The sequence below is a fragment of the Dyella choica genome (genome assembly GCF_003977665.1).
In the GTDB taxonomy this organism is placed as follows: Bacteria; Pseudomonadota; Gammaproteobacteria; order Xanthomonadales; family Rhodanobacteraceae; genus Dyella_B; species Dyella_B choica.
Genome location: NZ_RYYV01000003.1, coordinates 129,312 through 155,073 on the forward strand (window position 1 = coordinate 129,312; position 25,762 = coordinate 155,073).

Sequence of the window (25,762 nt, forward strand, 5' to 3'; positions counted from 1 at the left end):
AACATGACTGTTGAGACGTCCGCTCCGATTCGATTAATCGCTTCCCAAGGCAGGTACGCACACGCGATCCGTCACAATATCATGCAAGGAGATGCTCATGAAGCGCTTAGTATGGTTGTTCCTGATTTTTCATTGCATGCCATGCATGGCCCATACGGGCAACACAGTTCAAATTTTTCGTATGTCAAATAATCAATTTTACAGCGTGCCGCTGATGTATCACTCATTGGTCCAATACTATATAGACCCAAATGCGACCAATGTGACTTTTGAATTTCGCGGGCACACTTACACGGTCGATACCCGGCGTTATATGGAAGGAGCCATGAACCAATGGATGAACGCTACGGTGGGGCTGGACTTTCCCCTGAATTTTTCGCCCGTCACCACGGTGACGCAAGCAAATCTAGTCATCTCCGCCATCTTCAATGAGCAAGACGTCCCTGGTTGGGTACCGCCCAATGCTGATGGTTATGCGTTCCCTCGGGATGCGAATCATCCATTCGCTCGAGTGGCTTTGATTGCAAATAGAATTCCGCAATCGCTTGAAGATTGTATGGACGTGTCCGAGTATTCGGTCGATGCTTTAATCAGAATTTGGTTTAGAAATTTCTTTATCCATGAGGTAGGGCACACCTTGGGTTTTGACCATCCTGGCCATGAGGGTGCCGGCGAGACGCAGCACGGCATCTTGCCCAATGTCTATTTTCAAGTTCACCTCGACCATGCTGCGGATTACGAGATACCGCACATCATGACCCGCAGCATCACCGAATATATTACCGATCGCGAAGACGAGCTGGGCCGTCCTGTGACTGAGGCCGATGTCGTCATTTCCCCAGTAGAAGTCGCTGCATTTCGCTATGCGATGACCGCGCTCGCGGGGGTATGCGAGCCTCCCCATACCGCTTTCCCATCGCGCGGCTCCACCAAAGCTGCTCAAGTGGATGGAGCCGGTTCCGTGCGTTGCTCATGGGGGCAGCCGGGAATCGTTTCCGCCGTTGGGTCGCTATTGTTGAATTAGCCACAACAACTGAGTGTGCAAGCGTTGGCCCGTAATTTCGGTGCCTGCAGGTGCCTCATGATGCCCGGATTATTGGGTGCCTCGGCGATGAGCGGCGGGGCAATGGAACGCCCTACAAAAATGGTGTTCTTGTTACGCGCTGGCACGCTCGGTGCGATCATTTTGGAAGACGTCGTGTAGGTTAGCTTCGATTTGATCAGTCTCGCGGTGTCGGCATCACCTTACGCTTCGAAGCGGATAAGGACTCTCGCGTGCGTTCCAACGCTCCTTCAACCTAACGGCTGGAATGGCTGCGGCCGTTTAATCGGAGGGGAGGCGTAGGTTGTGTCGAGGGTATCGTTGTTCCGATCGGAAGCACTGGAAGCCAAGCGTGGAGAATGGCTCGGCTCCATACTCATCGCGGCTCCAGTTTCACGTTGGGCCTGGGCTCTCCTCGCGATAACTTTCGCGACCGCGCTGCTCTTGTTTCTGATGTTAGGTCACTACACCCGCCGCGAAGCCGTTAGTGGCCAATTGGTGCCCACAGCTGGTTTGCTGACCCTGTCCGCCTCAGGCGCCGGGCTCGTGACGCGTGTCTGGGTGCGAGATGGCCAGAAGGTCAAGCAGGGTGAGCCGCTGATCGAAATCTCCGGCGAGCAGAACAGTGTCGCATTGGGTGACACGCATGCCTTGGTCAGCCAGCAACTGGAAGCACAACGGATCCGCTTGCAGGCCGACCTGGAAACACAAGCATTACTGTCCTCGCAGCAAGCGACTGCCCTACGTGACAAAGCGGCGTTGCTGCGAGCGCAGCTGGATCAGATCGCAGGCCAGCTCGCCATTCAGGAAAAGCAGGCGGATAGCGCTGAAGCCTTGCTGGAGCGAATCAAGCCCTTGGGGGCCAAGGGCTACGTTTCGGCATTCCAGATTCAACAGCAGCAGACCGCGGCCTACGATGCACAAGCGCAATACAAAGCCCTGCTGCGCCAAGAACTGGATACCCGTCAACTACTGGATGCAACGCAACAACAGCTCTCGCAAATACCACTGGACGCGGCAACCAAGCGTAATGGCACCGAACGACAATTGGCCGAGGTAAGCCAGTCCGTCGCTCAGAACGAAGCCTTGCGCGCCGTGGTGATTCGCGCACCGCGTGATGGCGTTGTGTCGGCGATATTGTTCAAGGAAGGTCAAATGGTCGCCGCAGGGCAGCCCGTGCTGTCTCTGCTGCCCTCCGGTTCGGTTCTGCAAGCGCAACTGCTAGTGCCATCAAGGGCGGTAGGCTTCATCGAGCCGGGCAACCGCGTGGTACTTCGGTATGCAGCCTTCCCCTATCAAAAGTTCGGCCAGCATTTCGGCAAGGTAGCCGAGATCTCACGCAGCGCGTTGACCACCCCTGAAGTGGAAGCGTTGACCGGTCGGCAACCGCAGGAGCCGCTGTATCGCATCCAGGTGGCCCTCGATAGCCAGCGGGTCATGGCCTACGGGAAGCCGGAGGCCGTAAAGCCCGGTATGGCGGTGGATGCCGACATTCTTATGGAGAAACGCACGCTGCTCGAATGGGTGTTCGAGCCGCTGTATGGCATCGCGCATCATCTGTGGGGAGGTGAACATGGCTGACGGAACTCAGCGGCCAGGCACGCCTTCACGCTGGCAGGGCATTCAAGATCATTTGCAATTTGGATGGTCCCGTCGATTGCCGATGATGCTGCAAACCGAAGCTGCCGAATGTGGCCTGGCGTGCCTTGCGATGATTGCCAGCTATCACGGCCATGATATAGACCTTGCCGGCTTGCGTCGCCGCTTCTCCACCTCTCTCAAAGGAGCTACCTTGGGGTGCGTAATGAGGATGGCTGGGCAGTTGGGTTTCACTTGTCGTCCGCTGAAGCTCGATTTGGATGAGGTAAGGAAACTGCATACCCCGTGTGTGCTGCATTGGGATTTCAATCACTTCGTGGTGCTCAAACGGGTTACACGAAAGGGAGTCGTCATCCATGATCCGGCACGGGGCATTCGCACGCTGGGCTGCAATGAGGCATCCGGACACTTCACCGGGGTTGCGCTGGAGCTGACGCCTCGTGGCAATTTTTCGCCGATTAGCGAGCGGCAATCCGTTTCGTTGCGAGCTTTGACGGGGCGTGTGCGTGGCCTCTTGCCGGCGATGATGCAAGTTCTGCTGCTGGCGCTGGCGCTCGAAGCTTTCGCATTGGCCGGTCCGTTCTATCTGCAGTGGGTGCTGGATCAAGTGCTGGTGTCGGCTGATCGAGATTTGCTGAATCTCCTGGGCCTGGGTTTCATTGGCATCGCCATCTTTTCGGCGCAGGTCACCGCTGCGCGCTCATGGGCCGTGACGTGGCTAAGCGCCACCTTGAGCGTGCAATGGGCTAGCAACCTGTTTTCGCACTTGATGCGGCTGTCGCTGGGCTGGTATGAGAAGCGCCATGTTGGCGATGTGATGTCACGCTTCGGTTCGATCCAGACCATCCAGAAGACGCTGACTGTGCAGTTCATGGGATCGCTTCTGGATGGTCTCATGTCGGTGATAACGCTGGTCGTGATGGCGCTTTATAGCGGGTGGCTGACCTTGCTAGTTGTGGGCGTGTTTGCTCTGTATGGCATAGCTCGCTACGCGTTCTTCAACCCCCTGCGCAGCGCAAACGAGGAACAGATTGTCCATGCCGCTCGTCAGCAAAGCGAGTTGTTGGAATCGATCCGTGGAGCCATGCCGGTCAAACTGGCAAACAAGCAGGAAGAGCGCTTGTCGCGCTATGCCAATGTCACGGTATCCGCCACCAACTGTGATATCGCCATTCAGCGTTTGGGTATTGCCTTTACGCTGTGCAACCAGTTGATGTTTGGGTTGGGGCGCGTGGCGTTGATCTGGATCGCTGCCAGGCAGGCGCTAAGCAATGATTTTTCGGCAGGCATGCTGATCGCATTTATCGCTTATGCCGACCTGTTTACGACTCGTTCGGCCGGGTTGATCGACAAATGGGTGGACTTTCGCATGCTGAAGCTGCACGCCGAGCGTGTGGCGGATATTGCGCTGACTGCGCCGGAGGAGGTGGCTGAAACAATTTGGACCGGTGCGCTGCCGGAGGCCTGCATCGAGTTGTGTAACGTCAGCTTCCGTTACGCAGACGGCGAGCCGTGGATTCTAAAGGACTGCAGTCTTCGCATTGAAGCTGGGCAATCTCTTGCGCTTATTGGTCATAGCGGCTGTGGCAAATCCACGTTGGGAAAGGTGCTGCTGGGGCTCCTACAGCCTACACACGGAGAAGTACGGTTCGGCGGTGTCGATATCCGCAAGCTTGGTCTGGACACCTACCGCCAGTGGGTCGGCGCGGTGATGCAGGATGATCAGCTCTTTGCAGGTTCCATTGAGGACAACATCAGTTTTTTCGACCCTGAAGCAACGCCAGCAAAGGTTGGCTGCGCTGCCCGCACGGCCGCCATTCACGACGACATCATGGCCATGCCGATGGGCTATCAGAGCCTCGTTGGCGATATGGGGTCGACATTGTCGGGAGGGCAGAAGCAGCGCGTGATTCTGGCGCGCGCGCTGTACCGAGCTCCGCGATTGCTTGTATTGGACGAAGCAACCAGTCATTTGGATATCGAGCGTGAGCGTCAGGTTAACTCCTTCGTGCGTGAGCTAAACGTGACCCGCCTGATGATTGCACATCGCCCCGAGACGATCGCTGCCGCTAACGAAGTCGCGGTTATGTCGCAGGGAATGGTCAATTTCGTCGGCAGATCGATGAGGGGATAGCAGTTGTCAGCAATTCAATAAAGTAGCGCGACAGGTCGACGCGATTCTTGTTGTGATCTCTTGCCGGCTTGATGAGATCGCAAGAGATAGTGGATCCATTTCCGTTTGTAAGCACGTTAGTGCCGCTCAAATACTCATTGCAGGTGTTTCCTGCCCTTTCGGTACAGGTTAGTACCTAACAATCAGGAGAAGATAATGGAAGAATTGACCGTGGATGAAATCAATATCGTTAATGGCGGCATCAGCGCTGGATGCTCGTACACCAAAACAAAGACTACCACTAAAGACGGAACTACTACGACGACATCTACGTTGGAATGCCATGGGAGCTCAAAGTAAAGACAGTAGTGAGGTCTGGCCCTGGTTTTTCCAGGGCTTGATTTCAAATTGGGACAAAAAATGAACATTCAAAAGATAGCTTCACTTCTTGCGATTTCACTTCTTTCTTTTCCGGCAATGGCTGGTTGGACTAGGTTGTCCAAGTCAAGCATTGAGCTTAGGGGGGATATAGAAAAAAATTCCTACAATGAATATTTGAAGGTTGCCAACGGAGAGTTTAGCAAGGTCATACTTCATAGTGGGGGTGGATACCCATCTGTAGCGTTAAGAATTGCCGAAAATATAGCTGACAGAAAAGGCGTTGAGATAAAGGTCGATGGTGCTTGCCTGTCTGCCTGTGCCAACTATTTGGCATTGGCGGGATCTAGGCTGGATGTTGATTGTCATTCAGTACTCGGATTTCACGGCACTTTGCCGAGTGCTGGGGATTCGGTTGCTTCGTTGAAGCAAGAGGGTGCCCCACAGCCGCTAATTGACGAGTACGCCAAGTGGGTTGCTTTGTTTCACGAAAATGAAGACATTTTTTATAATAAAATAGGCGTAGATAGAAAAATAATTGATGATTCAGTGGTTGTTATAAAACGCATAGATATCTCCGTTAGCTATTCAATCGACAGAGATAGCGGAGAGTACTCGTATACGACTACAGCCGGGGTATGGATACCTCCATTGGCCGATCTTGAATCATACGGATTGAGAAATATCAATTATTGCAAACAATATACAAGTCACTTGGTGGATGAGATTTTTAAGAAGAATCAGATTTCTGTTAGGTATTCCATATCGAGCATGAGTGACGGTGGAGATGTGAAGAGGTGACTCGCCTAGTGGGGATGCGGGATCGTCAAAGCGGAACGCACAAGGCGAAGCTCGCATGCTTTCAGCCATATGCAATCAGCCCGAAACACTGCCTCGCTCAGTCGTTACGTGCCCTTGGTCAATAGACGCAAGCGATAGTGAAATAGTCGGAAGGATTTTGGCCACAGGCCTGGATTAGCTTGTGCCAATAACCACCGGCTCCGGCTCCAGTTTCACGCCAAAGCGCGCATGCACGCCTTCAATCACGCGCTGCGCAAAGGCCCAAAGCTCCTCGCCGCTGGCCTTGCCGTGATTAACCAGCACCAGTGCGTGGCGATTGGAGATACCGACGTCGCCTTCTCGCATGCCCTTGAAGCCAGCAGTTTCAATTAGCCAAGCGGCGGAGAGTTTCCAGCGTCCATCCTTGCCCGCCCAAGCGACGAGTTCGGGACGTTCGTGTTTCAAGGCTTCACCCACTGCGGCATCCACGATGGGGTTCTTGAAGAAGCTGCCGGCGTTGCCGATTACGGCGGGGTCGGGCAGCTTGCGCGTGCGCAAATGCACGACGGCTTCAGCGACGTGAAACGGCGCGGGATGGCTGACACCCATGCGTTCCAATTCTTCACGGATGCCTGTGTAATCCATGCGCAATACATGCTGGCGGGGCAGGGCGAAGCGTACGGCGGTGACAATGAAACGATCTGGTTCGTGCTTGAACAGCGAGTCGCGGTAGCCGAAGGCGCAGGCGCTGCGATCCAGCGTGACCACGCGTCGCTCGATGCGATCCCAGGCTTCCACGCTTTCGATGAACTCGGCCACTTCCGTGCCGTAGGCGCCGATGTTCTGGATCGGCGCCGCGCCGACCGTGCCGGGAATGAGGATCAGGTTTTCCAGGCCGGCAAAGCCTTGGCCGAGCGTCCAGCGCACGAAGTCGTCCCAGCGCTCGCCGGCAGCAACGGCAATGCGGGTAAGGTCGCCTTCCTGCTCCACGAGCACGCCACGGGTTTCCATGGCCAGGACGGTGCCGTCCAGGTTGCCGGTGAACAGAATGTTGCTGCCTTCACCTAATACCAGCAGGCGACTGGTGCGAATGGCGGGAAAGTCCAGCAGCTCCGGCAATTTGCTGGCATCGCGTACTTCCGCCAGCAGCTTGGCGCGCGCGTCGACGCGCAGTGTATTGCGCTTGAGCAAGGATGCGTTTTCGATCAGCGTATAGCCGCCCATGTCGACGCGTTCAGCGACCATCTCTATATTCCTGCTGGCGGCGAATCTCATTGACGCATTCGGCGACTAGTTCAGGGCCGCGGTAGATCAAACCGGAGTAGATTTGCACCAGTTCGGCGCCGGCATCGAGTTTTGCCGCTGCGTCGCCACCTTCAAGGATGCCGCCTACGCCGATGATGCCGATGCGATCGCCGAGACGCTGGCGCATGCCGCGTACCACTTCCGTGGCGCGCGCGCGCAGAGGTCTGCCGGAAAGCCCGCCGGTCTCATTGCCGTGCAGATCCCCGGCGACGGCGGAATGGTCGATGGTGGTGTTGGTGCAGATGACGCCATCCACGCAGGCCGCGAGCAACACTTCGGCAATGCTGTCCAGTTCCGCCTCGGAAAGGTCGGGCGCGATCTTCAGCAGCATCGGTTTGCGCTTGCCTTGCTGCGAACCGAGCCGCTCCTGCGCCTCGCGCAGCGTTTCGATGAAGCGGCGCAGGGTGGCTTCTTCCTGCAGATCACGCAGGCCCTTGGTGTTGGGCGAGGAAATGTTGACGGTGATGTAGCTGGCGTGCGCGTAGACGCGCTCCAGGCAGAACAGGTAATCGTCGACCGCCTGCTCGTTGGGGGTGTCTTTGTTCTTGCCGATATTGATGCCCAGCACGCCGCGATAACGGGAGGCCTGTACGTTGCGAACAAGCGCATCGACGCCACCGTTATTGAAGCCCATGCGGTTGATGATGGCTTCGTGCTGCGGCAGGCGGAACAGGCGGGGGCGATCGTTGCCGATCTGCGGGCGCGGCGTCACCGTGCCTACCTCGATGAAACCGAAGCCAAGCGCGCCCAGTGCATCCAGATGGTCGGCATTCTTGTCCAGTCCCGCGGCAAGGCCGACCGGATTGGGAAAGCGGATGCCGAAGGCTTCCACCGGCAGGTCCACCGGCGGTGCCGCCACGAAACGCATCAGCTCGCTGCGCCAGGCCACGTCCAGACCATACAGCGTAAGGCCATGCGCCGTTTCGGCATCAAGTTGAAACAGCAGCGGGCGTAGCCATCGATACATCAGGGAACCTCACCAACATAAACTTGCGTGTCGTAGTCCACGCTTATCCGACCGTCTATGGCGCAGGCATCGAACAGCTTGCGCAATGCTTCGATCATGGGCTCGTGCTTGGGGTGGCCGGCTTGCGGAGCGTAGGAGGAAGACATCAGCCGGCCACGCAGCGCGTCGAAATCCAGCAACTGGCAATGGTCGAAACTGGCCGCGCCGCGCCAGCCGGCGCCAAACCATGCATGCATGCGCTGTTCGTCGGCATAGCGCTCCGCTACGCTGGTGTAATCGGTGCCATAGGTCTGCAGCAGGCTTTCGTAGCCTTCCAGGAACGGCGTGCCGGTAAGGCGGCGCGAGTTCCAGTAGATCGCCACCAGGCCGCCGGGGCGAACGATGCGGTGGAATTCGTGCCGGCTACGTTCCGGGTCGAACCAGTGGAAGGCCTGAGCCACGGAAACGAGATCGACGCTGGCGTCATCCAGGCTGGTGGCATCGGCACGTCCGTCCACTGCCAGAAAATTCGCGTGGCTTCCCAGCCATTGGGTCGCCGCATTGCGCATGGCGGCATTGGGTTCTACCGCGATGACGGTATGGCCCGCGTCGAGAAACAGCTTGCTGGAAATGCCGGTACCGGCGCCGATATCGGCAACCCGCCAGTCGGCGGTTACACCGTGTGCCTTGCGCAGCCAGTCGATCAAGGCTTGAGGGTAGGTAGGGCGGTAGCGGACGTAGTCGGCAACGCGATCGCTGAAACGTTGGGTGCTGTTGAGATCTTGCATGATCATCTTCTCCTTGCCTGAATTATGGGGATAGCCGCTGGCCACCATCAACGCACAGGATTTGTCCTGTCACCCAGCCGGCCCATGGTGAGGCGAGAAATAGCGCCGCATGCGCAACTTCTTCTGGTGTGCCGTAGCGGCCGAAGGGGATTTTCGACAGCACGGAGGAATAGCGCGTGGGATCTTCATGCTTGCATCGATCCCACAGGCCGCCCTCGAATTCGATCGAGCCCGGCGCGATGGCGTTGACGCGAATGCGTTGCGCAGCCAATCCCAGGGCCTGTGAGGTGGTGTAGTGGCTAAGCGCCGCCTTTACCGCTCCATAGGGCGGAGTATTGGGGCGAGGATACAGTGCGGCGATTGAGCTGAGGTGCAGGATGCTGGCGTGCGCGGACTTGGAAAGATAGGGCAACGCTGCATGCGAGGTACGCACCGGCGCCATCATGTCGATATGGAAGCCGGCCACCCAGTCCTCTTCCTTGTCCTGGAAGCCATAGCCGCTCGCGTTGTTGATCAGCACGTCGATGCCGCCCATTGCCTGCGCAGCGGCATTGACATAGGCATGGATGGCGGATGCGTCGCCCAGGTCGCATGACTGTGCATGCACGGGCACGCCGTAGGCGGCGATGGCTTTGGCCGTTTCATCCAGCGCGGCTTGCCCGCGTGCGCAGATCGATACGGCAGCACCGGATGCGGCGAAAGCCAGTGCCATGCTGCGGCCGATACCCTTGCTGCCGCCAGTGACGATGACGCGGTAGCCGCGGAAGTCGAAGGGGGAAGGTGTCAGCGAGCTCATGGTTGGATGGTCAGGAGGACTTCTCCCTGGAAGCTATATTCTACCGGTGGCATACAAGCTTGCATTGTCGTCATTCCGGCGCAGGCCGGAATCCAGTTTCAATATGTCGTGCGAAGCACTCAAAACCGGCTTGTGTCCTTCGGACGCGCCTTTAGACTGGATTCCTCGCTCCTCAAAGCCAAGCACGTCCATGTGCTCTCCCCGCGTACCGGCCTGCGCCGGAATGACGGTGAGGTGAGATTGCCTATCACCCCACCTCAACCCTTTCCCCGGAGGGGGAGGGGACGATCAACTCACAGATCGAACTTGATGCCCTGCGCCAGCGGCAATGCGTCCGAATAGTTGATGGTGTTGGTCTGCCGGCGCATATACACCTTCCACGCATCCGAACCCGACTCGCGGCCACCGCCGGTTTCCTTCTCGCCACCGAACGCGCCGCCGATTTCCGCACCCGAGGTACCGATATTGACGTTGGCGATGCCGCAATCGGAGCCGGCCGACGTCAGATACTGCTCAGCCGCTTTCAGGTTCTGCGTAAAGATCGAGGAAGACAATCCCTGCGGCACGCTGTTCTGCAGCTCGATAGCTTCGTCCACCGACTTGAACGGCATGACGTAGAGAATCGGGGCGAAGGTTTCGGTCTGCACCACTTCATCGCTGTTGTTCAGGCCGGTGATGAGGGTGGGCAGCACGAAGTTGCCCTTGCGCTCGGTCAAAGCGCCGCCGCCGGTACGCACCGTGCCGCCGCTGGCCTTGGCCTTTTCGACTGCCGCGAGATAGGCGCTCACGGCATCCTTGCTGTTGAGCGGGCCCATCAGCGTGGTGGCGAGCGTGGGGTCGCCGATCTTGCCTTCGACCTGCTTGTACGCGGCCACCAGCTTGTCGGTCACTTCGTTGAGGATGGATTCGTGCACGAACAGGCGGCGCGTGGTGGTGCAGCGCTGGCCGGCGGTGCCGACGGCGCCGAACACGATCGCGGGAATCGCCAGCTTGAGGTCCGCGCTGGCGTCCACGATGATCGCGTTGTTGCCGCCCAGCTCCAGCAGCGAACGGCCCATGCGCTTGGCCACGCGTTCGCCCACCATGCGGCCCACTTTGGTGGAACCGGTGAAGCTGATCAGCGGAATGCGGTGGTCGTCCACGAAGGCCTGTGACAGGTCCGTGCCGGCGTCATTGAACAGGAAGAACAGATCCGGGAAGCCGCCCTCTTGCAGCGCTTCGTTGCAGATCTTCATGGTGGCGATGGCCGACAGCGGTGTTTTCGGCGACGGCTTCCAGATGCAGATGTCGCCGCAGATCGTCGCCAGCATCGCATTCCAGGCCCACACGGCCACCGGGAAGTTGAACGCGCTGATGATGCCGACCAGGCCCAGCGGATGGTACTGCTCGTACATGCGATGGCCCGGACGCTCCGAGTGCATGGTGTTGCCGTAGAGCATGCGGCTCTGGCCGACCGCGAAATCGGCGATGTCGATCATCTCCTGGACTTCGCCGTCGCCTTCGGGCTTGATCTTGCCCATTTCCAGCGCCACCAGCGAACCCAGAGCATCCTTGTGCTTGCGCAGGGCTTCACCGCACAGGCGCACTGCTTCGCCACGGCGCGGGGCGGGGGTGGTGCGCCATACCTTGAAGGCTTCCTGCGCGCGCTTGACGATGATCTCGTAATCGGCGGCGCTGGAGGCATGAACGGTGCCGATCACCTCGTTGGTGGCCGGGTTCAGCGGCTGCAAGGTGCCGGCGGTGGTGGTCTTGGACCACTCGCCGTTGCCGAGGTACGTACCCGACTGCTCGCCGGTAAGGCCGAGCGCCTTGAGGATTTCGTGGGACATGCGGACTCCTGGGACGTGGCGCCTGGACGCCTGGAATGGGGAAACGCCTATTCTATCAGGCGGGCGCGTGCCGGCCGAGCCGGGAACGGCGCCGCTTGCTCGCCACGGCGCGTAGGCTGGGATGGCAATCCCAGCATCGGGATGTCGTGAGGAAAGCTGGGATTGTCATCCCAGCCTACGCGCTCATCGCGGGACTTTTCATTTCGCCCGGATGCTTCAAGCCGCCTTACAGACATCCCCAGCTTTCGCTGGGAAGACGAGCAAAAAAGGACACGCTTGGCGATTGGTTCCGCGCGAAGACCAAGCTCGGTGACACGCCACACCTCCTGCGACGCAAATTTGGCGATAACTGGTGTGGCGTAAATCTTTGAAAGCTGGTGCCCCCGACACGATTCGAACGTGCGACCTTCCCCTTAGGAGGGGGACGCTCTATCCAACTGAGCTACGAGGGCTGAAAGGGCCTTATCGCCCGGCGGAAACCCGCCTGCGCAGGCGCAAAGTATAGGCGATGCGCCATGGTGGCGAGCAAGCGGCATCGGCCAGGGAGCGGCACTTGACGACCACAAATATGCGGAATAATGTATATGCATGAGCACGCATATAACTTTGTTCAGTGCCCTTGCGGACCCGGCTCGCCTTCGCATCGTCGAGGCCATGAAGTCGGGTGAATGCGCGGTCGGCGACATAGTCGAGCGCATGGACATCCACCAGTCCGGCGTATCGCGGCATCTGCGCATCCTGACCGAGGCGGGGATCGTGCAAATGCGTCCTGACGGGCAGAAGCGCCTGTACTCGCTGCGGAAGGAAGCCTTCGATCAACTTGAAGCATGGGTGGCGGGATACCGTCGCCATTGGGAGGCGCGGCTGGATCGGTTTGGCGCCGCCCTCGAACGAAAGCATGCGGCTGCAAAGGCCGCCTCTCGGGAGAAATCGTGATGAATCATGCAACGACTGCCGCAAGGGCTCAGTTTTCGATCCAGCGCAGCTATTGCGCCTCGATCGACGAGGCCTGGGCCCTTTGGACCACCCAGGCCGGCATTGAGTCCTGGTGGGGGCCGGAAGGGTTCGAGGTGACTGTCACCTCGCTCGACCTGCGCCCCGGCGGCGATTTGATCTATCGAATGACTGCCGTAGCCCCGGAGCAGGTGGCGTTCATGCAGCAGGCGGGCATGCCGCTGAGCAGTGAATGCAAGGTCACCTACACCGAGGTGTTACCGCCAAGCCGACTGGCCTATAAGACTTTGGCCGATTTCGTGCCCGGCGTCGCGCCTTATGAGGTCGCCACCGTCGTCGAGTTGAAGGCGACATCCGACGGGGTGAAGCTCACCGTCAGCTTTGATGCCATGCATGACGACATTTGGACCGAACGCGCCCGCGCCGGGCACGAGAGCCAGATGCGCAAGCTGGATGGTTTGCTCGCCGCCCAGGGCAAGGGGGTGCTCCCGTGAAGCCCTGGCTCGCCAGCACCCGCGCCGTGGCTGCCGGTGTCATCGTCACGGCACTCACCTCTATCGGTACGGATGCAGTGCTACGCGCCGCCGGCATATTGCCGAGCGAGCCACGCCTGATGTCCGATTCACTGTTCGCGCTGGCCGCAGCCTATCGCGCAGTTTTTACTGTCGCTGGTGGCTACGTCACTGCCCGCCTGGCGTTGAGCCGGCCCATGCAACACGCCTGGATATTGGCAGGGATCGGTGTCGTCGCGGGACTAGCAGGCGTGGTCGCCTACTATGCCATTGGCGGAGGGAAACTCGGCCCCGTCTGGTATGCCATCGTGATCCCCGTCGAGGTCATTCCCTGCGTCTGGCTGGGCGGTCTGCTGGCTGTTTCGCGCAGGTCTTCCGCACGCGCATCGTAGCCCGGGAGGAAGTGCCGTGATCAAAATATACGATTTTCCCCACGGGGCGCGGGGACTGCGAGTGGCGTGGTTGTGCGAAGAGATGGGGCTGGCCCAGACCTTCGTGCCGGTCGGCTATCCGCCGGACAAAAGCTATTGCGCGCTCAACCCCTTCGGCACCGTGCCATTTCTAGAAGACGGCAATGTGTCGATGTCGGAATCGGTCGCGATGATGCTCTATGTCGCACAGAAATATGGGCCAACCGACGCCTTGCCGTCGGTGGACGACGAGCGCTACGCCCGGATTCTTCAATTCAGCCTGCTTGGGGAAGCTTCACTATCATCACTCATGACCCCCCTGCTTGCGGCCCGCTTCGGCGCGCCGGACGATCAAAAGCGCAATTGGTCGGCGGTCGAAACCGAGTCCAGGGTCAAGCGCACCATCGAGCGCATCGGTGATGAACTCGGCGACCGCGAATTCCTTGTGGGCGGCAACCTCACCCTTGCCGACATTTCCGTGGCGACGGCTCTTCGAATTTGGCGTCGCGGAGTCGGCCAGGATCTTCCCTCGGCCCTGCAGACCTATTGTGATCGGCTGCAGGAGCGACCGGCCTTTAAACGAGCGATCGAGGCGTGCGGCTGACTGGCTTACGCGAAACCGTCTTTGCAGCGCAACATAATGGCGAGCTGAACCGATCCGATGTTCGTTGGCGCGCTTGTCAACGCAGGGCATGGCCGCTCGTTCTTGGCGCTTGCGGAGGGTGAGGGGCACACGATGGAGCAGGACGCTACGGGAGACACCATCGGCGACATTCAAGCAGATGACCCCACTCGACGTATGCAAGCCGCCGTGCCGGTAACGGCAAGGCGGTCGATTCCCAAGAACGTCCGCTAATCCATTTCAAGGAAATGCCATGAATGCAAAGTCGAAGCTCATCATCGTCGGTCTGGTCATCGGTGCAGCGATGGCATCCGGCAGCGTGCTCGCGCAAACCGATGTGCCCGGTCACCCGCGCGTGAACGAAGTGAACAATCGCCTCGAAAACCAACAGGATCGCATCCAGAACGGCTTGAAGAACGGCACCATGACCCAGGCCCAGGCCGCGCGTGACGAAGCGCACGACGCCAACATCGCCCGCCGCGAATCGGTGGACGAGGCCAAGCACAACGGCCACCTGACCAAGCAGGAACAGCGCAACCTCAATCGCGCCGAGAATCACAACAGCAAGCGCATTTACAAGCAGAAGCACTGAGCGCGATGCCGTACCCAAACCTCCCGTACCCGCGGGAGGTTTTTTTTACGAAAGTCCTGGCCGCGTAGGCTGGGATGACAATCCCAGCATTGCGTGGGTTGCATGCATGGCAATGCTGGGTTTTGCAACCCAGCCTACGATTGTCGTCCCAGTCTACGTGAGCGAGATGTCGAAATGAAAAACGTCCTCGCGGGTGCCGAGTTTCGTGTACAGCGCAACGGCAGGTTCGTCCGGAGGATCGGCCTGCACGTAGATCACGTAGGCGCCACGCGCCAATGCGATCGCCTTGAGCTGTTCGATCAAGGCTGTCGCGACCCCTTTACGACGATGCTCTGATGCAACGGCCAGGTCATAGATATAAATCTCGCTTCGCTCCCGTTCGAACTTCACCAGTTCGTAAGCCGCGAGTCCGCCGATGACGGATTCACCTTCCAGCGCGGCCAACGCGATGAACTGGCCACTGTCCAGTAGCTTGCGAAGATAAGCGGTGCGTGGCTGCGCACTCGTATAGGTATCGACTTCGTCAAACGCACTGCCCATCAGCGTGAGCAGCTTGCGAAACAGCTCGACATCCTTGCCACCCAGCGCATGGATGGAAAAATCTCTTGCACGCGACATGCGATAGCCCCGGTCAGCGAGCGCGACTCGACCGAGCCGATGCTAACTCATGGACGCGGGCAAGAAAAAAGGCGGCGATCGCAGGATCGCCGCCTTTTGATTCAGAGGTGCTGTCGGGTTTAGCGAGCGTCGGACACCGACGTTACGCCTTCCTGCACCTGCACGCGGTTGCCCGGATCATGGTCCATGCGGGTGGTGCGGGTCACGCCGTTGTACACGTACTGCACGTCGTAACCGACAACGCGGTCGCTGGATTCGTTGACCGTCTTGCACTCGTGCTCGGTGCTGGACGTCACCTGGCTCTGGTGATGGGCGTTTTCAATGCGGTTGCCCGCATAGCCGCCCGCCGCCGCGCCAGCCACCGTGGCCAGGGTGTTGCCCTTGCCGTGGCCGACCATGTGACCCAGCAGGCCACCGGCCACCGCGCCGATCGCCGTGCCCGCGATGTTGTGCTGATCGCTAGGCGGCGTGGTGTGGTTCACCACCACGTCCTGGCAGACCTGATGGGGGGTGTTCGCCGAGGAATGCACCGGCGTCACGCTGACCACCTGTGCATACTGCGGGCCTGCGGCTTGCTGTTGCTGCTGCGCTTCCAGTGCCGGATCCGCACTGGCCTGGTGGCCGCAGCCGGCCAGGCCGATGCTGGCTGCCGTGACAGCCGCGCAAAGAGATTTGATTACGAACTTGCTCATGGTTGAATCCCCCAATCGGTCACTAAATCTAACATCAAGTTCACCCCTGCATTCCATGGTGCTCATTGAATGGCGACAAGCCTGAACGGCGCCCACACAATGCATTAGTAATCGCTAAATGCCGTGCAATTGTAGCCCGTCGTTGTGCGAACAGTGTGCAACGGGGTGGGCACAAACCAGCCACCGCCCATGATGCCGTGTGACGCAAGTCTACTGTTGGAACCATGTCGCAGAAGAGGAAAGAAAACCTTCAGTGCTTATTAAGCCCGGCGAGCTGAGCATTGGAGCCGACACCAACGGAGGTGCGTCATGAGCAAGCGTGTAGCAGTCAGTCGTATGTTGATGGGTTTGGCCGTTGCGGCCGTGCTGGCTGCGCCCCTGGCCGCATCGGCACATGATCACGATGGTTGGGGTCATGAAGGCTGGGGTCGTCACGGCGATTGGGACCGGGGCGGATGGCATGATCGTGGCTGGCACGACCATGACTGGCACGATCATGATGATTGGCACCACCGCGGTGGTTACTGGAGCGGTGGCCGCTGGATTGCCGGCGCCGTCGTAGCGGGCGCTGTGGCGGGCTTGGTGGGAAGCGCTGTTGCGCCGCCTCCGCAGCCCGTTTACTACGCCCCGGCACCCGTCGTGTACCGGCCCGCGCCCGTGGTTTATGAGAGTGCGCCGGTCGTCCAAACCCGCACCGTGGTGTACACCACGCGCTACTATGGCGACGATGATTAACCATCATCGACAGGCACGCTGATCCTGTCGAAAAGCAAGAAGCCCGGAGCCATCCGGGCTTCTTTTTTTGATGGTGGCTATGCACGTACAGGTGATGCCGGTTGGACGGGTACGGCGCGGCAGACCCGTGACCCTTCCGGCCGGCTGGCAGGGAAGGGGCTCGTTTCCTGTGCCATCATCGGCGCATGCAAGGCGTTCCTCATTCCTTCGATAACCCTGCGGACAGTGCCCAATTCCGCTGCCCGGCGCATCGCCCGGGCATTGAGCTGTACCGCGCGCATATCGTGCGGCATGCCTTCGAACCGCATGTGCACGAGGGTTTCGGCCTTGGGGCGATCGAGTCTGGTGTGGAGCGGTTCCGCTATCGCGGCGCCGACCATCTGGCGCCGCCCGATTCGCTGGTGCTGATGAACCCGGAAGAGCTGCATACCGGTTGCGCCGAGACCGACGGCGGCTGGCGCTATCGCATGATCTATATTGATCCGGCCACGGTGGCTGAGGTTACGGGCGAGCCTGGCTGGTGGTTCGGCGATGCGGTGCATGCGGATGCGCAGGGCGCGCGGCTAATCACGGCCTTGCTCGATGCGCTTTGGCAGGCCCGTGAACCGCTCGCGTTCGACAGCTTGCTGCTTCAGCTGCTAGGCGAATTCCGCCGTCATGCACACGTACCGCATGCAGCACGTGCCGAGTCGCCTTCACGCTTTGCTCAGGTGATCGAATATCTGCATGTGCACTTGGCCGAGCGTGTCACGCTGGATGAGCTTGCTGCGCTGGCAGGGCTCAGCCCGTTTCATTTCCTACGCCAGTTCCAGACCTGCCATCACGCCACCCCTCAGCAGATGCTAATGGCCTTGCGCTTGTCCATGGCCAAGCGCCTGCTCGCCGCCGGCGAGGCGCCGGCACCGGTGGCAGCCGCCGTCGGCTTGACCGACCAGGCCCATCTGACGCGCAGCTTCGCGCGCCGCTATGGCACTACCCCGGCGCGCTATCAGCGTGCGCTCAAACGATAGCAATCTGGTACAAGACGGCTGCGGGCATTGCGCGGATGCTTTGCCCCATGTGGACAGGAACTCTCTACGCACTCGTAGCCGGCCTGATGTGGGGCCTGGTATTCGTCGGTCCGTTGCTGGTGCCCGAATACCCGGCTGCGTTGCAATCGGTGGGCCGCTATCTTGCCTTCGGCCTGATCGCGCTGCCGCTGGCGTGGCTGGACCGCGCGGCTCTGCGCCAGCTCAGTCGCGCCGATTGGATGGAAGCCTTGAAGCTCGCCGCCGTAGGCAACCTGCTTTATTACGTCTGCCTGGCTGCTGCGATCCAGCGCGCGGGCGCGCCGTTGCCCACCATGATCATCGGCACACTGCCGGTAGTGATCGCGATTGCAGCGAACCTGCGCAACGCACGCCGTGACGGCCGCTTACCTTGGGCGCGCCTGGCGCCGTCGTTGCTGCTGATTGCTGCAGGCATCGCTTGTGTGAATCAAGCCGAGTTGAGTGCCCTGCATACGCAGGATCACGCCGATTTCCTGCGCTATGCCACCGGTGCCTTGCTGGCGCTGGTCTCAATGGCTTGCTGGACCTGGTATCCGCTGCGCAACGCGGATTGGTTGCGCCATCATCCGGGGCGCAATCCACGTACATGGGCTACTGCTCAAGGTGTTGCCACTTTGCCGCTGGCGTTAACAGGCTACGCATTGCTTTGGCTAGGCATGCGTGCCAGCGGCAGTGACTTTCCTATGCCGCTCGGCCCGCGTCCGATCGTTTTCATGGCGCTGATGGCCGCGATCGGCCTGTTCGCTTCCTGGCTCGGGACCACCTGCTGGAACGAAGCGAGCCAGCGTTTGCCCACGGCGATTGCCGGGCAGCTGATTGTGTTCGAAACCCTGGCAGCGCTGAGTTACGCGTTTGTATTGCGGGGCAAGTTGCCCGGCGTGCAGACAATGTTCGGGGTGGTGTTGCTGGTAGCGGGTGTGGCGTGGGCCGCGCGGGTGAAGCCGGTGCCGGTGGATTGCGTGGAGGCGGAGCGCTTCTAGTGGCGGGAATTGAAGTGGGGCTACTAAAACGATCAGTGGGCGGCCAATTCAATGACTATGCCGCCAAACCTTGCCTCATCCGCGTGGCAACGGATGCCATCAATGAAGCACTCATGGCCTGAATAAGGCTGCTTTGTGTCAGCGTAGATGGCAGCGTACCCTCCTCCAACGTCGGTATTGAAAAACGCCAGTCGTCTGCCGTCTTGGGACATGGCTTTCGCTGCGCATTCAGCGCAAACGTATCGCGGATATCGCGGTTGTACGGCCACCTCTAGTCTACAGATCGGACAGTGTTGGGTTTGCATCGATTCCTCCTGGACCGCAAAACGCTATGCAGCTGTTTCGCCAGCATAGCGGCAGGCTTCCAAGCTGGCTCTACATCAAGGAACGTATGAAATTCAGGAACGAATTTTCCTGGAAACGTTCTGCGAGCAGAAGCAACGCGCCAGCAACAATCAGGATGAACATCACGGCCTTGCCAAACCGATTCAATACCTTCCGTAGGGTGATTTTCATTTGGGAATACCGGCTGATGGTTGGGAGGATGGCTGGCATCCAAAGCAGATGTTCCGTGATCGCCCAGCCCTGATTAAAGAGGATATTCGGTACCGTCGCGCAGGGCAGTCGGATGGCCTTCAGACATCGGCCCCTCGTACCCGTCTGTCATGCTCCTGACAAACATTCCTATCAAGACGACGCTCCATCAACAAGGAAGAAGGGCGCTTTACGGAATACCGTGCCTTCACGGGCCAATCTTGTGTGGACGAGGTCCTCCATAAGACCTCGCCGTGTGGCCTTTGGGAACACGGGTGGAAACAGTACCGACTTCCTTTCAGGAAACTAACGCCACCAATCACAGTGCTCTCTCATCCCGTTGGGGATGGGATGTGTTGACGCGGAAAAAATTCAAGCGCATCTTACGCCATTAGGGGAGGGACCCCATAGAAGCGCCATCGGCGCATTCATTTATGGGCCCCTCTTCGGAACACGCGGTTTGGCGTTGTTTTGAAACAGGGGACAATCAGATGGAAATGATTCGGCGCCTTCGGGCGGCGTTCGGAGCGAGTGTGTCACGCTTGCTCGTGGTCTTGGCGGCTGCCTCAGGTGCCCAACTTGCCTTAGCGGACGGGGCTCCCCTTCATCAGGGCGACGTGTTTGTACTCATGACGCATGGGTACGGGTACAGCTGGGGACATATCGTCAAGCATTTCGACCACAACGGCGGCCTGGTCGATACGTTCGATTTTGGGGTCAGCAATGCCTATTGGGGAAGCATGGCGTTCGATGCCTCCAATAAGCTCTATATTCCCACCGACGGCACCAACGACGAATTGATCCACACGATCAGCAACAGCGGTGCCGTTGGCACATTTGGCGGTGGCTATACTTTGCCTACGTCGGTAGTCGTCGACAACAAAGGCAACGTCTATGTCGGTGAGAATGGCATGGCGACCCATAGTCCCGGATCCATTCTCAAGTTCGATAGCAAGGGTAGCCTGCTTGCTACTTATTCGATACCCGAGGATCCCTTCTCAGGTGACGACATCGACGACATGGCATTGGCCAACGATCAATGCACGATGCGTTACACCTCGATCGGTCAAAGCATTCATCAAATCAACGTTTGCACAGGGGCGCCATTACCCGATTTCGTGGCGGTCCTTCCCGATCCAACGGATGCAAGTACCGGCACGAATGAGCAGCTAAATGAAATTCGGCAGCTACCCAATGGCAACGTGCTGGTGGGTAGCTTGAGTATTGCTTATCTATTGAATAGCTCGGGCGGTATCATTCAACAGTATGAGATAAGGCAAGATTCGAGTCTCTCGTCTGTCTTTCCCGATCCCGACAAAGTCACCTTCTGGGCGGGTGACTGGTCTGACGATACGGTCTACCGCATCAACTTACAGACAGGGGCGATCGTTACGACCATCAATGCCTGGGACCACAATACAGATGTGGGTGGTTACACTTTGGCAGTCGTTCCCAATGCAGTAAGCCAGGACGGCAAGGAACTAGGGAAATCCTGTAATTGCATCGGCGATCCGATCAATGCCGCGACCGGCAATGAATACAAGGACGACCAGGACATTTCGCTGGGTGCGCTGAGCCTGCACCGCTATTACAACAGCCAGACCTTTGTCACCCAGTCGCACATCGGCACCAATTGGCGCCATACGTTCGACCGAAGCCTTCAATACGTCGTCAGCGGTGGGCAGGCCACCGCAACCGCCATCCGTGACGATGGCCGGGAGCTCAAATTCACGTTGAACGCCGGGCAATGGACCTCCGCCCCCGATGTGGCCGATCGCCTGACCGCCCAGACCGATGCTTCCGGCACGGTCACTGGCTGGACGTATTTCGATGCCAGTACGCGCAACCAGGAAACTTACGATCAAAACGGCAACCTGCTTTCGATCACCGATACGGACGGCCTGGTTACGACGCTGACTTATAGCGATGCCACCACGCCTTCTAGTGTGGCACCCGCTGCAGGGCTGTTGCTCACGGTGACTGATCCGCGTGGAAGGGTGCTGCGTTTCTCCTATAACAGCAACGCCACCGTGGCCGCCATTGCGCAGCCCGCTGGCGGCGTCGTGAGCTATGGCTACGACGGCAATGCCAATTTGACCTCCGTGGCGTACCCTGACAAGACGTCCCGCCAGTACGTCTATAACGAAAGCACGCTCACGGGCGGCGCCAACCTTCCCGTTGCCCTGACGGGTGACATCGACGAAACCGGTACACGCTTCACCAGCGTGGCTTATGACGCTCAAGGCCGGGCCACGCTGTCGATGTTGGCCTCCAACGTGGCCGAGACCCAGGTGGCGTACAACAACGACGGCACGACCTCGGTCACCTATCCGACTGGTTCGCAGTCGACGCTGGCCTTCAATCAGCAATTTGGTTCTTTCCACCGCACCACCGTCAGTGCGCCGTGCGGCGTGCAATGCGATCAACCCTATGCGTCGGCCACCTTCGATGCCCAGGGTTATCCCGCCTCAAGCACGGACTTCAACGGCAACCTGACCCAGACGAGTTACGACCCTTCCGGTCTGCTCAATCAGCAAATCGAGGCATCCGGGACGTCCAATCAACGGACCACCCAATTCAACTGGAACAATACGCTGCGCGTTCCTTTGACAAGAACCGTGCTGAATGCCACCGGCCACACGGCAAGTGCCACGCAATGGGTCTACAACGGCATGGGCCAAGTGTTGGCTCGTTGCGATATCGATCCCGACCATGGCGCTGCTTCGGGCTACGCCTGTAGCGCTACCGGCAGCGTGCCCGCGGGTGTTCGTCGCACCACCTATACCTATTGCACGGCGGTCGACACCACGCATTGCCCCCAAGCGGGGCTGATGTTGACAGCGACCGGCACCCGCACCGACATCGCCCAGACCACCAGGTATAGCTACTACATGACGAGTAGCGCGAAGGACTGCCGCACCCCCGGTGCGGCCTGCCATCAAGCCGGCGACGTGCATACCATCACGGATGCCGTGGGCCACGTCACCACCCTGGCTTCTTACGACGCCGATGGCCACGTTACGCGCACGATCGATACCAATGGCATCCCGACGGACAGGACCTACACCCCGCGCGGCTGGCTGGCTTCGCAGAGCGTGAACGGTGCGACGACGCGCTTCACCTACACGCCCTATGGCGCCGTGCAAACCGTCACCGACCCGGATGGCGTCATCACTACCTACGGCTACGACGCGGCCCATCGTCTGGTGAAGCTCAGCGATGCCCTCGGTAATTCGACCCAGTACACCCTCGACGCTGCCGGCAACAAGATCGCCGAGAAGGTCTATGACAGCGCCGGCACCTTGCACAAGACCCTGAGCCGCACCTTCAACATTCTGGGGCAGATGACCAGCACGGTCGATGGCCTCAAGCAGACGGTGTTCAATGCCAATTTGCAGGGCAGCTACGACAGCAACGGCAATCTGGTGCTCAGCGCGGACGCCTTGGGCATCCAGCATAAGCTCGGCTACGACGGGCTGAACCGGCTGGTGCAGACCATCGATAATTACAATGGCAAGGATAGCGCCACGGCCAACACCCAAGGCGTCTTCGACTTCGATGCCCTGGATCGCATCGATGGCATCGGCGACCCCGATGGCTTGAACACCGTCGATACCTACGATGGCCTGGGCAATCTCACCCAGCACACCAGCCCCGACAGCGGCAGCACCAAGAATGTCTACGACGCTGCCGGCAACCTTATCCATAGCACCGATGCACGCGGCATCACGCGCAGCTACACCTATGACGCACTCGACCGCATGACCAGCCTGGCCACCGGCAGGGCTCGCGAAGCCGTCCGTTACGTCTACGACGACATCAATCTCCTAACTGGCTGTAGCGCCCACTCCTATCCGATGGGCCACCTCAGTCGTGTGCTGGAGGCGACCGTCAGCACCACGTATTGTTATGACGCGCAGGGCCGAATCACCGAAAAGCGCCAAACCGTGGGCCAGCAGACCGACATCACGCGTTACAGCTACACCCCCGCCGGTCGCCTGAGCAGCATCGTGCAGCCCAGCGGCACGCGGGTCAGCTATACGCGCAACCGCAATGGCCAAATCAGCGCCGTCACGGTCACGCCGCTCAGAGGCGCTGCCTCCACCGTGGCCAGCGCGATCACCTATCTGCCTTTCGGTCCCCTTGCCGGCTACACCCTGGGCAATGGTGAGACCGTCGCGCGCGCCTACGACGCCAATTATCGTCTGACCGATCTCACCAGTGCCGCGCTGAGCCTGCATTACAGCCGCGATGCCAACGGCAACGTCATTGGCCTGACCGAAGGCGGCACCGGCAACACCTTCAGCTACGACGCTCTGGGTCGCCTTGCCACCGTCAAGGACGCAACCGGCAAGCTGCTGGAAAGCTACACCTACAGCAAGGCCGGCGATCGCTTGAGCAAAACCGGTAGTGGACAGGACATCGGCCCGTACAGCTACCAGAGCGGCACGCATAGGCTGACTCGCATCGGCAATAATGCACGCAGCTACGACAAGGACGGCAACACCACGGGCGCCAGCGTAGCCGGCGAAACCTGGGGCTATGACTACAACGGTCGCGGCCGAATGACCGTGGTGCAGCGCAATCGCTTCCCGGTTGCGGCCTACACCGACAACGCCTTTGGTGAACGCGTTGCCAAAGTAGCCACGATGCCGCAGTGGGAAGACAAACGCTACGTCTACAACGAACAAAGCCAGCTGATCGCCGAGCAGGACACCTTCGGCCGCACTGCCCAGCGTGACTATATCTGGTTGGATGACCTGCCTATTGCCGTGGTCGATAACCAGCGCAGCCGCAGTCGTGTCGATTACGTGCTGGCTGACGGCCTGAACACGCCACGCGTGATCCAGAATGCCAGAGGCACCACCATCTGGAGCTGGTCGCCGGCGGACAATGCGTTCGGTGAGCGACAGGCTCACAATCATGGCTATACGTACAACCTACGTTTCCCGGGGCAGTACTACGATGAGGAGACCGGGCTGCACCAGAACGTCAATCGGGATTACGATCCGGCGGCGGGGAGGTATCGGCAAGTGGACCCGATGGGACATGACGGTGGGCAGTGGAGTTTGTATGCCTATGTTGATAACGATCCATTAAGCCACTTTGACTACGTTGGTCTTCAGACAAACCTAAACTTATTTCCTTCTGGTTCCAGTCAATGGCAAGGGGCAAACAACTATCCGGCTAATCCAGGTATCTACACAGTGGCGGCACACGGTAATCCACTTATGATCGTAGATGCGCAAGGCAATCCGATCCTGCCTCAGGATTTGGCGAACATGATTAAGCACGATAAAAATTATAAGCCTGGTGAGCCAGTCGTTCTTCTATCCTGCAATACAGGCGTAACCCCGTCAAAACCTTGGTATCCGTCCTCTTATGCACAATTTCTAGCCAATGACTTACCCGATGGAAGCGTTGTTTCAGCACCGAACAATTTCCTTTGGCTCAATGATGAAGGTCAGAGCGTTGTTGCTGGTGCTCGTGACGCCAATGGTCGTCCGGTTGACTGGACAGGAACAAGCATTTCGGCTGGCGGCATTACAATGGATCCTAGCAATCCAGGTAAAATGGTGCCGTTCTACCATCAATAGGGTACTGAGATGACAAGAACCGGTCGCTTCCTTGCGCTACTCTTTTTTGCACTGAGCAGTGAATCATTATTCGCTGCTCCTTCTCAAGACTTTTTAGAGAAGGATTACGTGCTGAATTCACAGCAAAGGCAAGAGCTCATCGAGCAAGCGCTCGATGGGTCAGGTCAGGCTGCTCTGCGCCTTTCCAGATTCTACTCAAATGTAACGCTAAATCTGGATGAGGCGTTGAAATGGGCAATCATTGGAGCCGAAAATGGTGATTCGAATTGTGAGTACACTGCGTATGGATTTCTAATTAGTAGATCTTCATCAGATGATAGACGGCGTGCGCAGTTTTGGCTCAAGAAGGCAGCAGGCCAGGGTTATCAACCCGCAATTGAACATTTGAAAGTCGAGAATAAATTTACCCAATAGGGTGAATGATCGAGTCTTGTGTGTTGTTAATTATGTCAAAGATAAAAATTCTTGCGTTCATTATGATTGGTGCATTGGTCCATTTTGGCCTGTTGTTGGCGGTCATTTTTAGACGACTGGACTGTGGAGTACAGTTGCATTGTGTGAGTCGGATTAACACGCTAGCAGGCGTCATTCTGGCATTCCCAATAAATTTATTTTCGAGCTCCCTTTATTCCCATGGCGTTGGGTTGGGGAGTTGGTACTTTATTTTGATGTTTGCAAATTCGCTCCTGGCCGTTACCTTGATTTGGTTTGTGTTTATTAAACTGCTCTTTGGTCGGAATAAGGTGGCCTGACTCATCCTTGCGAAAAGATTGCAATATGGGACAGTCAACTTCATCTCTTCTCGCCTTGACGTGTTTTCGTGAGCGAAATTAATGGAGGTGTTATAGTGAGTCAAAGGATGTATTGGGACATCCACGAAATGATGAATGC

General features: G+C 58.6%; 21 protein-coding genes and 1 tRNA gene. 14 read left to right on the plus strand and 8 right to left on the minus strand.

Annotation, left to right across the window (positions count from 1 at the left end):
• The first annotated feature begins 97 nt into the window (after positions 1-97).
• From EKH80_RS05010 to EKH80_RS05025, 4 genes are all read left to right on the plus strand, one after another.
• Positions 98-1,024 (plus strand): zinc metalloprotease, encoded by a 927-nt coding sequence (locus EKH80_RS05010; RefSeq protein ID WP_126683639.1) that lies wholly within the window; start codon positions 98-100, stop codon positions 1,022-1,024.
• Positions 1,025-1,588: 564 nt separating this feature from the next.
• On the plus strand, positions 1,589-2,623 hold the full coding sequence (locus EKH80_RS05015) for a beta-barrel domain-containing protein (RefSeq protein ID WP_230473433.1): 1,035 nt from the start codon (positions 1,589-1,591) through the stop codon (positions 2,621-2,623).
• Complete coding sequence (locus EKH80_RS05020; protein WP_126683640.1) at positions 2,616-4,775, plus strand: peptidase domain-containing ABC transporter; 2,160 nt, start codon at positions 2,616-2,618, stop codon at positions 4,773-4,775. The genes EKH80_RS05015 and EKH80_RS05020 overlap by 8 nt, the downstream gene beginning before the upstream one ends.
• Positions 4,776-5,174: 399 nt before the next feature.
• Positions 5,175-5,933 (plus strand): hypothetical protein, encoded by a 759-nt coding sequence (locus EKH80_RS05025; RefSeq protein WP_126683641.1) that lies wholly within the window; start codon positions 5,175-5,177, stop codon positions 5,931-5,933.
• A gap of 174 nt (positions 5,934-6,107) precedes the next feature.
• Here the strand turns inward: EKH80_RS05025 and murB are convergent, their stop codons facing one another.
• The 6 genes from murB to EKH80_RS05055 form a co-directional block, all read right to left on the minus strand.
• A complete protein-coding gene (murB, locus tag EKH80_RS05030) occupies positions 6,108-7,136 on the minus strand; it encodes a UDP-N-acetylmuramate dehydrogenase (protein WP_126683861.1) in 1,029 nt (342 codons plus the stop codon).
• 10 nt (positions 7,137-7,146) lie between these two features.
• A complete protein-coding gene (locus EKH80_RS05035; protein ID WP_126683642.1) occupies positions 7,147-8,184 on the minus strand; it encodes a quinone-dependent dihydroorotate dehydrogenase in 1,038 nt (345 codons plus the stop codon).
• A complete protein-coding gene (locus EKH80_RS05040) occupies positions 8,184-8,951 on the minus strand; it encodes a class I SAM-dependent methyltransferase (protein ID WP_126683643.1) in 768 nt (255 codons plus the stop codon). The genes EKH80_RS05035 and EKH80_RS05040 overlap by 1 nt, the downstream gene beginning before the upstream one ends.
• A gap of 22 nt (positions 8,952-8,973) precedes the next feature.
• On the minus strand, positions 8,974-9,747 hold the full coding sequence (locus EKH80_RS05045) for an SDR family NAD(P)-dependent oxidoreductase (protein WP_126683644.1): 774 nt from the start codon (positions 9,745-9,747) through the stop codon (positions 8,974-8,976).
• Between the two features lie 293 nt (positions 9,748-10,040).
• On the minus strand, positions 10,041-11,576 hold the full coding sequence (gene amaB / locus EKH80_RS05050) for an L-piperidine-6-carboxylate dehydrogenase (protein ID WP_126683645.1): 1,536 nt from the start codon (positions 11,574-11,576) through the stop codon (positions 10,041-10,043).
• A 375-nt stretch (positions 11,577-11,951) separates the two neighbouring features.
• Positions 11,952-12,028: transfer RNA gene (locus tag EKH80_RS05055), tRNA-Arg, on the minus strand.
• Between the two features lie 154 nt (positions 12,029-12,182).
• Here EKH80_RS05055 and EKH80_RS05060 point away from each other — a divergent pair.
• The 5 genes from EKH80_RS05060 to EKH80_RS05080 all read left to right on the plus strand — a co-directional run bounded on the left by EKH80_RS05060 (position 12,183) and on the right by EKH80_RS05080 (position 14,666).
• A complete protein-coding gene (locus EKH80_RS05060; RefSeq protein ID WP_230473434.1) occupies positions 12,183-12,512 on the plus strand; it encodes an ArsR/SmtB family transcription factor in 330 nt (109 codons plus the stop codon).
• Positions 12,512-13,024, plus strand: a complete 513-nt coding sequence (locus tag EKH80_RS05065; RefSeq protein WP_126683647.1) for an SRPBCC family protein — start codon at positions 12,512-12,514, stop codon at positions 13,022-13,024. The genes EKH80_RS05060 and EKH80_RS05065 overlap by 1 nt, the downstream gene beginning before the upstream one ends.
• Positions 13,021-13,434: a hypothetical protein gene (locus EKH80_RS05070; protein ID WP_126683648.1), complete on the plus strand. Its 414-nt coding sequence runs from the start codon at positions 13,021-13,023 to the stop codon at positions 13,432-13,434. The genes EKH80_RS05065 and EKH80_RS05070 overlap by 4 nt, the downstream gene beginning before the upstream one ends.
• A gap of 16 nt (positions 13,435-13,450) precedes the next feature.
• Positions 13,451-14,056, plus strand: a complete 606-nt coding sequence (locus tag EKH80_RS05075; RefSeq protein ID WP_126683649.1) for a glutathione S-transferase family protein — start codon at positions 13,451-13,453, stop codon at positions 14,054-14,056.
• A gap of 271 nt (positions 14,057-14,327) precedes the next feature.
• A complete protein-coding gene (locus EKH80_RS05080; protein WP_126683650.1) occupies positions 14,328-14,666 on the plus strand; it encodes a hypothetical protein in 339 nt (112 codons plus the stop codon).
• A 153-nt stretch (positions 14,667-14,819) separates the two neighbouring features.
• Here the strand turns inward: EKH80_RS05080 and EKH80_RS05085 are convergent, their stop codons facing one another.
• The gene (locus tag EKH80_RS05085; RefSeq protein WP_126683651.1) at positions 14,820-15,284 is read right to left on the minus strand and encodes an AAC(3)-I family aminoglycoside N-acetyltransferase; all 465 of its coding nucleotides are present in this window, start codon (positions 15,282-15,284) and stop codon (positions 14,820-14,822) included.
• 119 nt (positions 15,285-15,403) lie between these two features.
• Positions 15,404-15,976: a glycine zipper 2TM domain-containing protein gene (locus tag EKH80_RS05090; protein ID WP_126683652.1), complete on the minus strand. Its 573-nt coding sequence runs from the start codon at positions 15,974-15,976 to the stop codon at positions 15,404-15,406.
• Between the two features lie 309 nt (positions 15,977-16,285).
• On the opposite strand from EKH80_RS05090, the gene EKH80_RS05095 reads away from it, so the two are divergent.
• From EKH80_RS05095 to EKH80_RS05120, 5 genes are all read left to right on the plus strand, one after another.
• Complete coding sequence (locus tag EKH80_RS05095; RefSeq protein WP_126683653.1) at positions 16,286-16,711, plus strand: PXPV repeat protein; 426 nt, start codon at positions 16,286-16,288, stop codon at positions 16,709-16,711.
• Between the two features lie 185 nt (positions 16,712-16,896).
• Positions 16,897-17,721 (plus strand): AraC family transcriptional regulator, encoded by an 825-nt coding sequence (locus EKH80_RS05100; RefSeq protein ID WP_126683654.1) that lies wholly within the window; start codon positions 16,897-16,899, stop codon positions 17,719-17,721.
• Between the two features lie 47 nt (positions 17,722-17,768).
• Positions 17,769-18,740, plus strand: a complete 972-nt coding sequence (locus tag EKH80_RS05105; protein ID WP_126683655.1) for a DMT family transporter — start codon at positions 17,769-17,771, stop codon at positions 18,738-18,740.
• A 1,163-nt stretch (positions 18,741-19,903) separates the two neighbouring features.
• Positions 19,904-24,871, plus strand: coding sequence for an RHS repeat-associated core domain-containing protein (locus tag EKH80_RS05115; RefSeq protein ID WP_158628749.1), 4,968 nt, complete (start codon positions 19,904-19,906; stop codon positions 24,869-24,871).
• A gap of 9 nt (positions 24,872-24,880) precedes the next feature.
• The gene (locus tag EKH80_RS05120; protein WP_126683658.1) at positions 24,881-25,285 is read left to right on the plus strand and encodes a hypothetical protein; all 405 of its coding nucleotides are present in this window, start codon (positions 24,881-24,883) and stop codon (positions 25,283-25,285) included.
• Positions 25,286-25,762: the final 477 nt, after the last annotated feature.

Bases quoted from the DNA above. Each gene is read 5' to 3' on its own strand.
- EKH80_RS05010 (WP_126683639.1), top strand. From the start codon at position 98: ATGAAGCGCTTAGTATGGTTGTTCCTGATTTTTCATTGCATGCCATGC.
- EKH80_RS05020 (WP_126683640.1), top strand. From the start codon at position 2,616: ATGGCTGACGGAACTCAGCGGCCAGGCACGCCTTCACGCTGGCAGGGC.
- EKH80_RS05025 (WP_126683641.1), top strand. From the start codon at position 5,175: ATGAACATTCAAAAGATAGCTTCACTTCTTGCGATTTCACTTCTTTCT.
- murB (WP_126683861.1), bottom strand. From the start codon at position 7,136: ATGGGCGGCTATACGCTGATCGAAAACGCATCCTTGCTCAAGCGCAAT.
- EKH80_RS05035 (WP_126683642.1), bottom strand. From the start codon at position 8,184: ATGTATCGATGGCTACGCCCGCTGCTGTTTCAACTTGATGCCGAAACG.
- EKH80_RS05040 (WP_126683643.1), bottom strand. From the start codon at position 8,951: ATGCAAGATCTCAACAGCACCCAACGTTTCAGCGATCGCGTTGCCGAC.
- EKH80_RS05045 (WP_126683644.1), bottom strand. From the start codon at position 9,747: ATGAGCTCGCTGACACCTTCCCCCTTCGACTTCCGCGGCTACCGCGTC.
- amaB (WP_126683645.1), bottom strand. From the start codon at position 11,576: ATGTCCCACGAAATCCTCAAGGCGCTCGGCCTTACCGGCGAGCAGTCG.
- EKH80_RS05065 (WP_126683647.1), top strand. From the start codon at position 12,512: ATGAATCATGCAACGACTGCCGCAAGGGCTCAGTTTTCGATCCAGCGC.
- EKH80_RS05080 (WP_126683650.1), top strand. From the start codon at position 14,328: ATGAATGCAAAGTCGAAGCTCATCATCGTCGGTCTGGTCATCGGTGCA.
- EKH80_RS05085 (WP_126683651.1), bottom strand. From the start codon at position 15,284: ATGTCGCGTGCAAGAGATTTTTCCATCCATGCGCTGGGTGGCAAGGAT.
- EKH80_RS05090 (WP_126683652.1), bottom strand. From the start codon at position 15,976: ATGAGCAAGTTCGTAATCAAATCTCTTTGCGCGGCTGTCACGGCAGCC.
- EKH80_RS05095 (WP_126683653.1), top strand. From the start codon at position 16,286: ATGAGCAAGCGTGTAGCAGTCAGTCGTATGTTGATGGGTTTGGCCGTT.
- EKH80_RS05100 (WP_126683654.1), top strand. From the start codon at position 16,897: ATGCAAGGCGTTCCTCATTCCTTCGATAACCCTGCGGACAGTGCCCAA.
- EKH80_RS05105 (WP_126683655.1), top strand. From the start codon at position 17,769: ATGTGGACAGGAACTCTCTACGCACTCGTAGCCGGCCTGATGTGGGGC.
- EKH80_RS05115 (WP_158628749.1), top strand. From the start codon at position 19,904: ATGACGCATGGGTACGGGTACAGCTGGGGACATATCGTCAAGCATTTC.
- EKH80_RS05120 (WP_126683658.1), top strand. From the start codon at position 24,881: ATGACAAGAACCGGTCGCTTCCTTGCGCTACTCTTTTTTGCACTGAGC.